Annotated in this window: 9 protein-coding genes and 1 tRNA gene; 4 read left to right on the top strand and 6 right to left on the bottom strand. The window is 72.0% G+C overall.

Annotated elements, in window-relative coordinates:
- Positions 1 to 38 precede the first annotated feature (38 nt).
- Positions 39 to 977 (bottom strand): ArgP/LysG family DNA-binding transcriptional regulator, encoded by a 939-nt coding sequence (locus ABD883_RS11010; protein ID WP_345032087.1) that lies wholly within the window; start codon positions 975 to 977, stop codon positions 39 to 41.
- A gap of 70 nt (positions 978 to 1,047) precedes the next feature.
- Between ABD883_RS11010 and ABD883_RS11005 the strand changes: the two genes are divergently transcribed.
- Positions 1,048 to 1,647, top strand: a complete 600-nt coding sequence (locus tag ABD883_RS11005) for a LysE/ArgO family amino acid transporter (RefSeq protein ID WP_425548440.1) — start codon at positions 1,048 to 1,050, stop codon at positions 1,645 to 1,647.
- Between the two features lie 139 nt (positions 1,648 to 1,786).
- Here the strand turns inward: ABD883_RS11005 and hrpA are convergent, their stop codons facing one another.
- A complete protein-coding gene (gene hrpA / locus ABD883_RS11000; protein WP_345032085.1) occupies positions 1,787 to 5,971 on the bottom strand; it encodes an ATP-dependent RNA helicase HrpA in 4,185 nt (1,394 codons plus the stop codon).
- Between the two features lie 261 nt (positions 5,972 to 6,232).
- Between hrpA and ABD883_RS10995 the strand changes: the two genes are divergently transcribed.
- Together ABD883_RS10995 and ABD883_RS10990 are read left to right on the top strand one after the other, a co-directional pair.
- A complete protein-coding gene (locus ABD883_RS10995; RefSeq protein ID WP_295688108.1) occupies positions 6,233 to 7,159 on the top strand; it encodes an AEC family transporter in 927 nt (308 codons plus the stop codon).
- Between the two features lie 72 nt (positions 7,160 to 7,231).
- Entirely contained in the window at positions 7,232 to 8,383 is a 1,152-nt protein-coding gene (locus ABD883_RS10990; RefSeq protein ID WP_345032080.1) for a TIGR01906 family membrane protein, read from the top strand.
- Positions 8,384 to 8,576: 193 nt separating this feature from the next.
- On the opposite strand, the gene ppk2 is transcribed toward ABD883_RS10990, so the two are convergent.
- Complete coding sequence (gene ppk2, locus ABD883_RS10985; protein WP_345032078.1) at positions 8,577 to 9,479, bottom strand: polyphosphate kinase 2; 903 nt, start codon at positions 9,477 to 9,479, stop codon at positions 8,577 to 8,579.
- Positions 9,480 to 9,705: 226 nt separating this feature from the next.
- On the opposite strand from ppk2, the gene ABD883_RS10980 reads away from it, so the two are divergent.
- Positions 9,706 to 10,476, top strand: coding sequence for an SGNH/GDSL hydrolase family protein (locus ABD883_RS10980; protein ID WP_345032076.1), 771 nt, complete (start codon positions 9,706 to 9,708; stop codon positions 10,474 to 10,476).
- A 127-nt stretch (positions 10,477 to 10,603) separates the two neighbouring features.
- Here ABD883_RS10980 and ABD883_RS10975 read toward each other — a convergent pair.
- The 3 genes from ABD883_RS10975 to ABD883_RS10965 form a co-directional block, all read right to left on the bottom strand.
- A tRNA-Leu gene (locus tag ABD883_RS10975) sits at positions 10,604 to 10,677 on the bottom strand.
- A gap of 181 nt (positions 10,678 to 10,858) precedes the next feature.
- Positions 10,859 to 12,232, bottom strand: a complete 1,374-nt coding sequence (locus tag ABD883_RS10970) for an NAD(P)/FAD-dependent oxidoreductase (protein WP_137319155.1) — start codon at positions 12,230 to 12,232, stop codon at positions 10,859 to 10,861.
- Between the two features lie 32 nt (positions 12,233 to 12,264).
- On the bottom strand, positions 12,265 to 13,779 hold the full coding sequence (locus ABD883_RS10965) for a S8 family peptidase (RefSeq protein WP_295688123.1): 1,515 nt from the start codon (positions 13,777 to 13,779) through the stop codon (positions 12,265 to 12,267).
- Between the last annotated feature and the right edge of the window lie 16 nt (positions 13,780 to 13,795).

Here is a 13,795-nt window from a genome sequence, read left to right as displayed (position 1 = left end):
CCGACCCCGGCGTCTCATCCCCCGTGTCCCGCGGTCGTTCACCTGCGGCGCCGCACCCCCTCCTCGAACGGCCGCAGCACGCGCGCGGCATCGACGACTGCGGTCTCGAGGCGCTCGAGCACGTCCGAGGGCATCTTCCACCGGTGCCAGTGGATCGGCACGTCGATGTGGTTCCGGCCGGCAGCCGCGATGGGCACGAGCTCGGCGGTGCTGCCGGCGAGCTGGAGCTCGGGGAGCATGCCCCAGCCGAGCCCCGCCTCGACAGCGGCGAGGAACTCCGCGGAGCTCGGCACGAGGGTGCGCCGCTGCGGGCGGACGGCATCCCAGCGGGCGAGGAACCTCCCCTGCAGCTCGTCGTCGGGCCCGTAGTCGACCATCGGCATCCGGTGGATGTCGGCGTGCAGCCCCTGCGGCACTCCGGGGCCGGCCGGACAGCGTTCGAGGAGCTCGGGCACGGCCACGGCGACGTAGCGCATGACTCCCAGCGGAGTGACCCGGCAGCCGTGGTGGGGCCGGGCGCGCGACGAGGTCGCCCCCATCGACTGCGCCTCGGCGACCGCCCGGTCGGCCTGGTCCTGGTCGGCGATCTCGACCTGGAGCACCGCATCCGTCCACGTCGCGGCGGCGTCGAAGACCGGTCGGAACCACGTGGCGAGCGAATCGGCGTTGACGGTGATCCGCAGGGCGAGCACCTCGGACCCTCCCCCGCTCTCCGCGTCCGCGGTGCGCCCGGGCAGGCGGGACAGCGCCTCGGTCTCCAGCAGGTCGATCTGGCGGGCGAGGCGGAGGATGACCTGCCCGGCCTCGGTGACGGCGACCGGCAGGGTGCGCAGGACGAGCACGCTGCCGACGCCCGCCTCGAGCGTGCGGATGCGCTGGCTCATGGCCGAGGGCGTGATGTGGAGCGCACGGGCTCCGGCCTCGAAGGAGCCGTGGTCGACGGCGGCGCGGAGAGCGGCGAGCTGATCGGCATGCATGAAGCAATTGTGCATCACGATGATTTTCTTGCGCTTCACTTGATACCGGGCCGGATCTAGAGTCGACTGCGTGCTCACACATGTCATCACCGGGATGTTCACCGGCTGGTCCCTCATCATCGCCGTCGGCCCGCAGAACGCCTTCGTGCTGCGGCAGGGCATGCGGCGCGAGTACGTCGCGCTCGTCGTCGTCATCTGCTCGGTCGCCGACGCGCTGCTCATGGTGCTCGGCACCGCGGGGATCGGCGCGGTGGTCGAGCGCGCGCCGATCCTCCTCGACCTGCTCCGCTGGGGCGGCGCGGCGTACCTGCTGTGGTTCGCCTACACCTCGTTCCGCTCCGCGGCGAAGCCCGAGGGGCTCACCGCGACCCGGGGCTCCGTGCGGCTGCGGACCGTCATCATCACCACGCTCACGCTGACCTTCCTCAATCCCGGCGTCTACATCGACACCATGCTCCTCATCGGCAGCCTCGCGAACCAGCTCGGGACGGACCGCTGGGCGTTCACCGCCGGCGCGGTCCTCGGATCGATCACCTGGTTCGCAGCGATCGGGTTCGGCGCCCATGCGCTCGCCCCGTACGCCGCCCGGCCCCGGGTGTGGCAGATCGTCGACATCGCGATCGGCATCGTCATGGTGCTCATCAGCCTCCGCCTGATCTTCGGCCACTGATCCCGGGCTGAGCGCGCCCGGCGGGGCAGGATGCGGAAGTCCCGCGATTCCTGCACCCACCCCCGGATCCTGGTCGGATTGTGCGGGAGACTGCAGGAATCGCGGGATCTCCCCCTTCGCCGGCGGGTTGCGCGCGTCCTCAGATCTTCGCGAGCGCCTTGGCGATGCGCTGCTCGGACACGGTGTGGGCGGTGCCGAGGTGCGGGGCGAAGAGGGAGACCCGCAGCTCGTGGAGGTCCCACAGCACGCGGTTCCAGTCCTCCCCCAGCCGGGCGCTCAGCTGCGCGGTCGGGGCGGGCTCCAGGCGGGTGGTCCGGGTGAGCTTGGTGCGCACGCTCGCCTCGACGGCGCGGACGCGGTCCATGAGCTGCTTGTCGCGGCCGGCGGACTCCCCCATCTTCTCCACCCGGTGCAGCGCGGCGGCGAGGTACACCGGCAGGCGGCGCAGCTGCGCCGGTGGGGTCGCTGAGACGAAGCCGGCGGCGAGCAGGTCGGCGCGCAGGTCCTTGACGTCGGCGAGGTTGGCGAGCAGGGTCAGCGAGGAGGCCTTCGTCACCGCACGGTCGAGCGTGTCGCCGAGCCGCAGGATCTCCGCGACGAGCGCCGCGGTCGATTCGAGGGCGGCGATGATCGCAGCGTTCACCCGCACGGCGAGCGCTTCGAACTCGACTTCCGTCCGCACCGCCGGACCGTCCTCCTGCACTGCCGGCAGTCCGGCGATCGCTGCGAGAACCGCGTCCTGCAGCGGGTCGTGGCCCGGGGTCCGGTGGGCGCCGAGCACGAGCTTGTCGGCATTGGGCAGCTCGCGGGTGACGTGCGCGAGCGCCTCGGTCTGGCGCAGGGCGAGGAGTCGGACGATGCCGCGCTGCGTCTCCCGGCGCGCCTCGTCTGCGTCCCGGAACACGGTGAGCGTCACCGCGTCGCCGTCGTCGCGGAGGCCGGGGTGGAGGGTCACCGACCCCTGCTCGATCGGCCCCGGCAGCTCCCCGAAGGTCCAGCCGGTGAGCCCGGTGCGCTCGGCGAACCCGGTGCTGGTGGCGCGGGCTGCCGGTGCCGGGGCGGGGACCGCGGTGCGCAGGGCGCCGAGGTCCCGGTCGCGGGTCACGGCCTTCTCCCCGCGCATGACGGCGAACTCCATGACGAGGTGGGGCGGGATCCGGGTGCGGTCGAAGTCGTCGGCGGTGACGGTGATCGGCACGAGGTCGGTGAGCTCCCCTCCCCCGGCGCGGGCGGTGAGCGACGCAGCGAGCACCTCGGGCAGCCGGCCCTCGTACGGGGTGAGGCCGGCGAGGACCTCGGAGGCGACGTCGGGGGCGGGCACGAAGTAGCGGCGCTTGGCCTTGGGCAGGGAGCGGATGAGCGCGGTGACGAGCTCGTGGCGCAGGCCGGGCACCTGCCAGGTGAAGGCGTCGGCATCGGCGGTCTCGAGGGCGTCGGCGGGGATCTCGACGGTCACCCCGTCGGACGTCGAGCCGGGGTCGTAGGCGTAGCGCAGCCGGGCGGCGGTGCCGTCGGGCAGGGGCCACTCGAGCGGGAAGTCGGCGGCGGCCCGGGAGGACAGCTGGGCGGAGTCGTCGCTCAGCAGCGCCTCGACCGGGATGTCGAGGAGCTCGGGCTGGTCCTGCCGGACCGTCTTCCACCAGGAGTTGAAGTGGGCGCCGGATACCACGGTCTCCGGCAGGCGGGCGTCGTAGAAGTCGAAGAGCACCTCGTCCTCGGCGAGCAGGCGTCGGTTGCGGACCCGGGAGGCGAGCTCCTCGGCCTCGGCGATCGCGGCGGCGTTGCGGCGGAGGAAGGCGTGGCTCTCCCGCCATTCGCCGTCGATGAGCGCGTGGCGGATGAACAGCTCGCGGGACACGACCGGATCGATCTTCCCGTAGCCCACCCGCTGGTCGCTGCTCAGGGTCACCCCGTAGAGCGTCACCGTCTCGTAGGCCATCGCCGAACCGCTGCGCTGCGACCAGTGGGGTTCGCTGTGCCGGCGCAGCGCGAGCGGTCCGGCGGCCTCGATGATCCATTCGGGTTCGACGACGGCGACGGTGCGCGCCCACAGCCGCGAGGTCTCGACGAGCTCGGCGGCCACGACGACCTCCGGCCGTGACCGGCTGAGGCCGGAGCCGGGGAAGATCGCGAACCGGGTGCCGCGCGCACCCTGGTACTCGCGGCCCGGCCCGCCGCGCTCACCGCGCCCGGAGCGTCCGCCCGCCCGGTCGCCGCGCCCGGTCTCGGTGCGCACGCCGATCATCGACAGCAGGCCGGTGAGCAGCGCGCGGTGGATCTGCACCGCTTCGTCGTCGTAGGGGCCCCGGGGCTTCCCACCGCGCCGGGTCTTCCCGCCCTGGGCCTTCCCGCCCTGCTGGGCTTTCCCACCCTGCTGAGCGCCTAGCCGTCCGCCGCCGGCGTCCCCGGCAGGCGCACCGACCGCCCCGGCGGCACCGGATTCGTCCTCCTCGAGGGGGCGCCACCGGGAGCGCTCGATGTGGACGCCGGCCCCACCGAGCAGCGAGCGGAGCTGGCTCACGAGATCCTGCCATTCGCGCACCCGGACGAAGTTGATGAACTCCGCCTTGCAGAGCCGGCGGAACTTCGAGGACGACAGGGTCGCCGCGGAGTCCTGGAGGTGGTTCCACAGGGTGAGGAGGGAGAGGAAGTCGCTCGCCTCGTTGCGGAACCGGGCGTGGAGCGCATCGGCCTCGGCGCGCACCTCGGTGGGGCGCTCGCGCGGGTCCTGGATGGAGAGCCCGGCGACGATGACGGCGACCTCCCCGCCGCATCCCGCCTCGGCCCCGGCGAGCAGCATCCGCGCCAGCCGGGGGTCGATCGGCAGCCGGGCGAGCTTCCGGCCGATCCCGGTGAGCCGGATCGCGTCCCCGGCGTGACGCAGCGCGCCGAGCTCGCCGAGGAGCATCCGGCCGTCGCGCACCGCGCGGGGGTCGGGCGGGGTGAGGAAGGGGAAGCCGGTGATGTCGGCCTCGGTGCGGGCGAACCCGAGGGAGCACATCTGGAGGATGACGCTGGCGAGGTTGGTCCGCAGGATCTCCGGATCGGTGTACTCGGGGCGGGAGGCGAAGTCGTCGGCCGAATAGAGCCGGATGCAGATGCCGTCGCTCGTGCGCCCGCAGCGGCCCATCCGCTGGTTCGCGCTCGCCTGCGAGATCCGCTCGATCGGCAGGCGCTGGACCTTGGTGCGGTTGGAGTAGCGGGAGATCCGGGCGGTGCCGACGTCGATGACGTACTTGATGCCGGGCACGGTGAGCGAGGTCTCCGCGACGTTCGTGGCGAGGACGATGCGCGGGTTCCGGTGGGCGGCGAACACCCGCTGCTGCTCCGCGGACGACAGCCGGGAGAACAGCGGGATGACCTCCCAGTGCTGGGTGCGCGGGCGGCGCGCGAGGTGGCTGCCGAGCGCCTCGGCGGTGTCGCGGATCTCCCGCTCACCGGACAGGAACACGAGGATGTCGCCGGGGGGTTCGGCGAGGAGCTCGTCGACCGCGGCGAGGATCCCCTCGGTCTGGTCCGCCGCCCCGGCCTCGTAGTCGCCGTCGGCACCCGGGCCGTCGGCGTCGTCGTCGGATACCGCGATGTCATCGGTGAGCGGGCGGTAGCGGACCTCGACGGGGTAGGTGCGGCCGGAGACGCGGATGATCGGGGCGTCGTCGAAGTGGGCGGCGAAGGACTCCGGGTCGATCGTCGCCGAGGTGATGATGACCTTGAGGTCGGGCCGCTCCTTGAGGAGCCGGGCGAGGGAGCCGAGGAGGAAGTCGATGTTGAGGCTGCGTTCGTGCGCCTCATCGATGATGATGACCTCGTAGGCCGACAGCCGGCGATCGTGCTGGAGCTCGGCGAGGAGGATGCCGTCGGTCATGACCTTGACCCGGGTGCTGTCGGCGACCTGCGAGGTGAAGCGCACCTGGTAGCCGATGCCCCCGCCGAGCTCCGCGTCGAGCTCCTCGGCGAGGCGGGCGGCGACCGCGCGGGCGGCGATCCGGCGCGGCTGGGTGTGGCCGATCATCCCGTCGATGCCGTAGCCGAGTTCGAGGCAGATCTTGGGGATCTGCGTCGTCTTCCCCGAGCCGGTCTCACCGGCGATGATGACGACCTGATTGTCACGGATCGCCGCGGCGATGGTGTCGCGGTGCTCGCTCACCGGCAGCTGCGGCGGATAGGTGATGTGCGGGGCGAAGCCCTGGCGCGCGGTGCGCAGGGCGGCGCTGCGGCGGTTCTCGCGCGGGCCGCGGCGGCCGCGGTCGTTCTCCTGGTGACCGCGGCCCCGGGAGCGGGAGCCGCGGCGGCGGGAGGGGCGGGACGATCGGTTCTCGGTCATGACGGCTCCCAGACTACCGGGACGCGAGGTGCCGGCGGCGAGCACGGGCTGCGGGCACGGGTGGCGGGGTCATGCCGTTGGGCGGCGGGCACGGGTGGCGGGCACTGTGCAGCGGCCGCGCACCGTGCCCGCAGTGCGGTCGACCGCTCGCCTCCGCGGCTGCGGGTCTAGGCTGGGTCGCGGCACGCAGGTGGGCCGAGGCGCACGGGCGGGCCGACCGGCCCGTGCGCGGGCCGAGTGCGGAGTGAGAAGGAGGCAGCGGTGATCGGAGTGCTCGAGGGCTTCGGCGTCATCACCGTCGTCGTGCTCACCGGCCTGCTCCTCGGCCGCAGCGGGGTGCTCGGGCCGTCCGGGCAGCAGGTCATCGCCAAGCTCGTGTTCTACGCCGCGACCCCCGCGCTCCTCTACGTCACCCTCGCCGACACCGACGTCGGGATGATCTTCTCCTCCGCGCTGCTGGCGACGGGCGGTTCGGCGGTGCTCCTCGCGGTGCTCGGCTTCATCGTGACGAAGTGGTGGCGGAGGCGCTCGCTCGGGGAGTCGACGATCAGCGCGATGTCGATCGGCTACGTCAACATCGGCAACCTCGGCATCCCGATCGCCACCTATGTGCTCGGCGATCTCAGCTACGTCGCACCGGTGCTCCTGTTCCAGCTCGTCGTGCTCGGTCCGGTGAGCATGGCGCTGCTCGACGCGACCCGGCCGGGTGCGACCCGGGAGTGGTGGAAGGCGATCGTCGTCGTGCTCCGCAACCCGATCGTCATCGGTGCCGCTGTGGGCGTCGTGTGCTCGGTCGCCGGCGTGCGGCTGCCCGGAGTGATCCACGAGCCGCTCGGGATGCTCGGGGCGATCGCGGTGCCCGGGGCGCTGCTCGCGTTCGGGATCTCCCTCAAGGACGGCTGGACGCTGCCGGCGCCCGGCTCGCGCCGCCAGCTCACCCTCATCACCGTGCTCAAGCTTCTCGCCCAGCCGGCGATCGCCTGGGCGATCGGCGGTCCGCTGCTCGGATACTCCGGGCTCGACCTGCTCGGCATCGTCGTGACCTCCGCGCTGCCGACGGCGCAGAACGTCTACATCTACGCGATGCAGTACAACCAGGCCGAGCGGCTGGCCCGCGACGCGGTGTTCATCACCACGGTGCTGTCCGTGCCGACGATGATCGTTGTCGCGGTGCTCCTCGGCGGCTGAGCGGCGCCCCGAGTTCGGCGCTAGTGCGTGTCGGTCCGCCGCGCGGCCGGGCCGGGGACGAACAATGGTGGGGTGGCTACCGATGACCCGAAGAACTCCGATGACCTGCTCTCGCGCCGCCTGAGCTCCGGGACCGAACCGTCCCGCGCCCCGGCGGCCGACGACCGGGCCTCCGGTTCGCATCTCGAGGACACCCAGGCCTTCGACACCTTCCACGACGACCCCGGCCCCACCCGGGAGACCCCGGCACGCTCGGCCGGCACCGACACCGCGGCGAAGCCTGCCCAGGCAAGTGCCGACACGGGCGCGGGCTCCGGGAAGCCGGCGCTGCTCTCCGATGAGGAGTGGGCGATCCTCGGCGGCGGCACAGCAGCCGGCGCAGGCGCCTCGGCGGCGGGCACGAGCGGTGCCGGGAAGACCGGGAAGACCGGGAAGGCCGGCCGGAAGGGCACTGCGGATGTCCGCGGAGACCGCTCGCGCGAGGTCGACGTGCCCGGCACCGGCCGATTCGGTGCGCTCGACGTCATCGGCACGATCTGGATCACGCTCGCGATGCCGTTCGTCCTCGCCGCGATCGCGGTGCGCGCAGTCGCCTCCGGCCTGTTCCTCAAGTTCGAGTACTTCTACCGTCCCGGGTTCCCGGTCGACGACTACGGCTTCACCTCCGACGACCGGCTCCACTACGGCTCCTATGCCGTCGACTACCTCAACAACCTCGACTCGAGCCGCTACCTCGCCGATGTCGTCCTGCCCAACGGGGTGCCGGTGTTCGCGGCCGAGGAGATCACGCACATGGCCGACGTCAAGGCGCTCGTCCAGCTGCTCTACCTCGTCGGCGTCATCGCCGCGGTCGTCGGCGTCGTGTTCGCGCTCTACCTGTCCCGCCGCACCGGCCCGGGCCTGCGCCACGGCATCCGCTGGGGCGCCGTCCTCACGTTCGTCGCCGCCACCGCGCTCGCGGTCCTCGCGGTGCTCGGCTGGGACCGGTTCTTCACCGGCTTCCACACCCTGTTCTTCGATCAGGGGACGTGGCAGTTCTACCTCGACGACGCGCTCATCCGCCTGTTCCCCGCCCCGTTCTGGATCGATGCAGGGATCGCGGTCGGCGTCATCATCCTGCTCGGCGCCCTGATCCCGCTGATCCTGAGCTTCATGGGCGCGGGCGCGCGCCGGAAGGCCCGCAAGGCCGAGCGCACCGAGGCGAAGCGCACCGAGACCGTCTGAGCCAAGGCCGCGGCGCGGACCGAGCGCAGGCCGACACACACGTGGGGTCGGGTGGCTTTCCCCTGTCACCCGGCCCCATTCTCTCTCACCCCACACGCGAACTGCGCGGTATCCGAGACGAAGCGCGCAATTGCGCGTCGTTCTTCGGATACCGCGCAGTCGGGCAGGATCTGCCCGTGCGAGGCCCTGCGGCTCAGTCGCCGACGGCGTCGCGTCCGCGCTGCACGAGCTTCTCGTCGGCCGGGTGGACCACCGAGTCGTCGCGGCCGTCGTACTCGAACTGGTTGAGGAAGTAGCGCATCGCATTGAGGCGGGCGCGCTTCTTGTCGTTCGACTTGATCGTCACCCACGGCGCGTAGTCGGTGTCCGTACGGAGGAAGGTCGCCTCCTTCGCCGCGGTGTAGGCCTCCCACTTGTCGAGGGACTCGAGGTCCATCGGTGAGAGCTTCCACTGCCGCACCGGGTCGAGCTGGCGGATCGCGAACCGCGTGCGCTGCTCGTGCTGGGTGACGGAGAACCAGAACTTCGTCACGTGGATGCCGGAGTCCAGAAGCATCTGCTCGAACACCGGGGCCTGACGCATGAAGGTCTCGTACTCCTCGTCGGAGCAGAACCCCATGACGCGCTCGACGTTGCCGCGGTTGTACCAGGAGCGGTCGAACAGCACGATCTCGCCCTCCGTGGGCAGGTGCTGGACGTAGCGCTGGAAGTACCACTGGCCCTGCTCCCGGTCCGAGGGCTTGTTGAGCGCCACGACGCGCGCCGCACGCGGGTTGAGGTGCTCGGTGAAGCGCTTGATCGTGCCGCCCTTGCCTGCCGCGTCGCGCCCCTCGAACAGGAGCACGTGGCGCAGGCCGTTGTCCTGGCCCCAGTACTGGAACTTCAGCAGCTCGATCTGGAGCTTGTACTTCTCCATCTCGTAGGATTCGCGATCGAGCCGCTCGTCGTACGGGTAGCCTTCGCGCCAGGTCTCCACGGCCTTGCCGCCCGGGTCGATGAGGTCGGGGTCCGCAGTGTGTCCTTCCTGGACCGTGTACCCCTCGAGCCGCAGCTTGTCGATGTACTCGCGCAGGTTCTCGCGCTGGTGAGGATGCATGATTCTCCTTCGAATGGCCGTGTTCCCAGTCTATTCACCCGCATGTGAACTGCGAGTGAACCGCCGCAGTGTGAGCATCCCGGTCCTGTCATTCCCCCGGACTGCCGCTCCCGAGGTGCCCGCCGCCGGTCGAACCCGCGTCACCCGGGGCAGGTGGGACCGACACCGAGACCGCCGGTACGATCGTGAGCGGCCCAGCACACCGCCCGCATCCCGAAGGAGCCCGGTGGCACCTCGTCCGCGCACCACTCATCCCCGCACCGCCCGACAGTCGGTCCGCGGCACCCTCCTCGCCGTCACCGGGCTCGCCGCACTCCTCCTCACCGCCTGCTCCGGTGCCCCACGCCAGGCCGACGGCCCCGCGGAGGGCGCGCCGAGCGGCGACCCGACCGCCGCACACGGCTGCCTCAACGAGCCCACCGCCGTGTTCATGGGCGATTCGTTCACCGTCGGTGCCGGCGTCGACACCGAGTCGGAACGCTGGTCGACGATCGTCGCCCGGCAGCAGGGATGGAACGAGGTCAATATCGCGGTCAGCGGCTCGAGCTACGCGGTGAGCAATCGGGTCCGACCGAACACGGCCTACGTCGACCGGGTCCCGGAGGCGATCGAGGCGGAACCGGACATCGTCGTCGTGTCCACGGCGGCGAACTCCGCCGACGCCGATCAGCGGGCCGCGATCGCCAGGACCCTGGGAGGCCTGCGCGATGCGCTGCCCGACACCCCGATCGTCGCCACCTCGCCGTTCCACCGCGACGACGTCCCTGCCGAGCGGCTCGACGAGCTCGGGGACGAGATCCGGACCGCGGCCGAGGCGCGCGCGGTCGAGTACCTCGACCTCGGCTATCCGCTCCGCGGCACCGTGGACACGCTCTCCGACGGCCTGCATCCCAACGCCGAGGGCTACTCGATCATCGCCGGTGCGTTCCTCGCCGCGTACTCCGCCCACGAACCGAGCGGCCCGGCGTTCCCCGACTGCGGAGGCCCGCAGGACTGAGCACACGCCGGCACCCCGCAGTCCATCGCCGTGGCCTGCGACATCAAAATGCTGGCCGCGGGGGTCGTGCCCGGCTGGGGGCTCATCGCCCGCGCCCGGAGGGTGAGGACGCGACTCATGAAACGGGTGCCCCCGGCGGGACTCGAACCCGCACTGAACCGATTTTAAGTCGGCTGCCTCTGCCGATTGGGCTACGAGGGCGCAGGCTCCGGGTGTGCATCACCACCGCGCGGAGCCGGTGATCTCAGCCTACACAGGGTGCGACTGAGAGTCGCACCCTCCGTCGACCCGCACCACCGCAGCGCAGACGCACCGCGCCCCGCCTCGGAGTCCGAGGCGGGGCGCGGCGGTGTCGGTCACGTGGGCCGGCAGGCCGGGGTGATCAGGCCTTCGCGGGCTCCTTCTTGGGAGCCGGCTTCGAGTGCGCGGCCTCGACGAAGGCCTTGCGCGGCACGTCGAGATCCTTGAGCGGCATCGAGTCGCGTCCGAAGACGAGGTTGAGCGCCCAGTTGCCGAACACACGGGCCTTGCGGTCCACGGTCGGGATCGCGTAGCCGTGGTAGCCGCGGTGCATGAGCCACGCGAGCAGGCCGCGTGCCTCGAAGTTGCCCATCTGCGACACGCCCTTGTACGGGCCGAGACCCGCCACGGAGCCGATGGTCTTGTGGAAGTACTGCTGGAACTCGGTCTCCCCGCGCAGCGCGGCGAGCAGGTTCGCGGCGAGGACCGGGGCCTGGCGCACGGCGTGCTGCGCGTTCGGCACGCAGAAGCCGCCGACTCCCCCACCGGACAGATCCGGGACGGCGGCGTTGTCGCCGGCCGCCCAGGCGCCGTCGACGACGCCCTCTTCGCCCTCGACCCGGAGGTCGGCGCGCACGGTCACGCGGCCGCGCTCGTCGATCGGCAGGTCCGAGTCGACGAGGACCGGGTTGGCCTTGACGCCGGCGCTCCACACGATGGTGTCGGCGTCGAACTCCTCGCCGTTGGAGAGCTTGCAGTGCTTGTCGGTGCAGTCCTGGAGGAAGGTCTCGAGGTAGACGTCGATGCCGCGCTCGCGCAGGTGATCGACGACCCAGCGGGCCTGGGCCTCCCCGACCTCGGGCATGACGCGACCCATCGCCTCGACGAGGACGAAGCGGAGGTCGGCCTCGGTGAGGGTCTCGTACTGGCCCACGGCGGAGCGGGCGAGGTCCTCGAGCTCGGCGAGCGCCTCGATGCCGGCGAAGCCGCCGCCGACGAAGACGAAGGTCAGGGCGCGGCGGCGCTGCTCGTCGTTCTCCATGAGGGACGCCTCGCCGATGCGGTTGAGGACGTGGTCACGCAGCGCGACGGCCTCTTCGATGCGCTTGAGGCCGATGGCCTCCTCGGCCACACCCGGGATCGGCAGGGTGCGGGCGACGGAGCCGGCGGCGAGCACGATCTGGTCGTAGTCGAGCTCGAACGGCTCATCGCCCTCGGGCTCGACGACGACGAACTTCGCAGCGTGGTCGATGCGGGTGACGGCCCCGGTGATGACCTCCGCGCCCTTGAGGTTGCGGCGCAGCGGCACGACGGCGTGGCGCGGCTCGATGTTGCCGCCGGCGACCTCCGGGAGGAACGGCTGGTAGGTCATGTACGGGTTCGGGTCGACGACGGTGACCGTCGCCTCTCCCCGGCCCAGGTTCTTGAGCAGGTGCTGAGCAGCGAGCAGGCCCACGGAGCCGCCGCCGACGATGAGGATACGAGGACGCAGTTTGCTGTTTCTGATCAAAGCCATGTCCTCATGCTAACGCTTTGTGAAAACTTTCACTACCGGGTTCCACGGCCCTCCCCGGGGCCGTCTGCAGGGTCCTCCCCGGGATCGTCTGCCGGGCCGTCCGCGGACTCCGCGGGGGCTGTCGCCCGGGCGGCGCGGCGGGCCCGGACGAGGGCGAGCGCGGCGAGCACGAGGGCGGTCACGCCCCCGGTGATGAGCACGACCGGTCCGAGCACGGGGGTGCGGGCCGCGGGCCGCGCACCACCGGGTTCGGTCGCGGCCTGCGATTCGGGCCCGCCTGCGGATGCGGAGAGACCCGCATCGTCCTCGGCAGGTGCCTGCCGGTGCATATGCACCCAGGAGGCGAGCTCCTCGGCCGCGACGGGCACCTCGGCGGGCGGTCCGGACTCGAGTGCGGACACCGGCTGGATCCTCCCCCAGCCGATCACCGGGTCCGGTGACTCCGGAGTGCTGCGCCCGTCGTGGCCGGGCACCGCGGTGGCCGTCGATTCCAGCGCGGCGACGACCTCGTCCGCGCTGAGCTCGGGGTGCGCGCTGCGGAGCAGTGCGACGACGCCGGACACCACGGGGGCGGCGAAGGAGCAGCCGGCGGCCTGCGCGTAGCCGCCGGTGTGGAAGGGGACGGGGATCTCCTCGGCCGGGCCCATGACGTCCACGGCGGTGCCGGGTGCGGTCGAGGGGTGGCGCACCTGACCGTCCTGGCCCAGGCCACCGACCCCGACGACCCCGGGGACGGTGGACGGGGACCACGCCTGGGTCGCACCCTGCGAGCTGTTGCCGACGCAGGCGACGATGACGACGTCCTTGCTGTAGGCGTAGGCGAAGACCTCGTCCCAGGACTCGGGCCAGGCCGGGTCGTCCCAGCCGAGCGACATGTTGATGACCGAGGCGCCGCTGTCCACGGCCCAGCGGATCGCGTCGACGGCCTGCTCGCGGGAGGACTTCGCGCCCTCGGGCAGGCCGGAGCCCAGCCACATCGAGGCGGACAGGAGCTCCGCGTCCGGGGCCACCCCCGTCGGCCCGGCCCCGTCGCCGTTGCCGGCGATGACCCCGGCCACCGCCGTGCCGTGGTGCTGATTGGCCTCCGGTCCGATCGGGATGCGGCCGTCGGTGCCCGAGCCGCTGAAGTCGCGGGCATCGCGCACGGTGTCGGTGAGGTTCTCGTGCGAGTCGTCGACCCCGGAGTCGATCACGGCGACGGTCACCCCGTCACCGGTGGTCTGCTCCCACAGGGTGTCGATGCCGTAGTCGTCGATGAACCACTGGCCCGGGCCGGCCGCGGGGCCGCCGCCCGGTGCGGTGCCGGGAGCCGACTCCTCCGGTGCGGGCTCGGGCTCGACCGCGGTCTCCGGCGGGGCGACCCCGGTGCCGGGTGCGGCCACCGAGGTGGGCATCGCGGCGGCAGAAGGCACCGCGGCCGAGGTCGGGAACGCCGCCGAGGTGGCCGTCGCACGCTGACCGGGCACCTCGCCGGCGACGGCGAGCGCAGGCACCTGCCCCCCGAGGAGCAGCGCGAGCGCGCACACCCCGCCGAGTGCACCGCGCACCGCGCCAGGCGCCCGC

The sequence above is a fragment of the Brevibacterium pityocampae genome, from assembly GCF_039541555.1.
Taxonomy (GTDB): Bacteria; Actinomycetota; Actinomycetes; order Actinomycetales; family Brevibacteriaceae; genus Brevibacterium; species Brevibacterium pityocampae.
The sequence above is the reverse complement of the archived record's forward strand: the minus strand, read 5'-3'. Positions and strand labels throughout refer to the sequence as shown.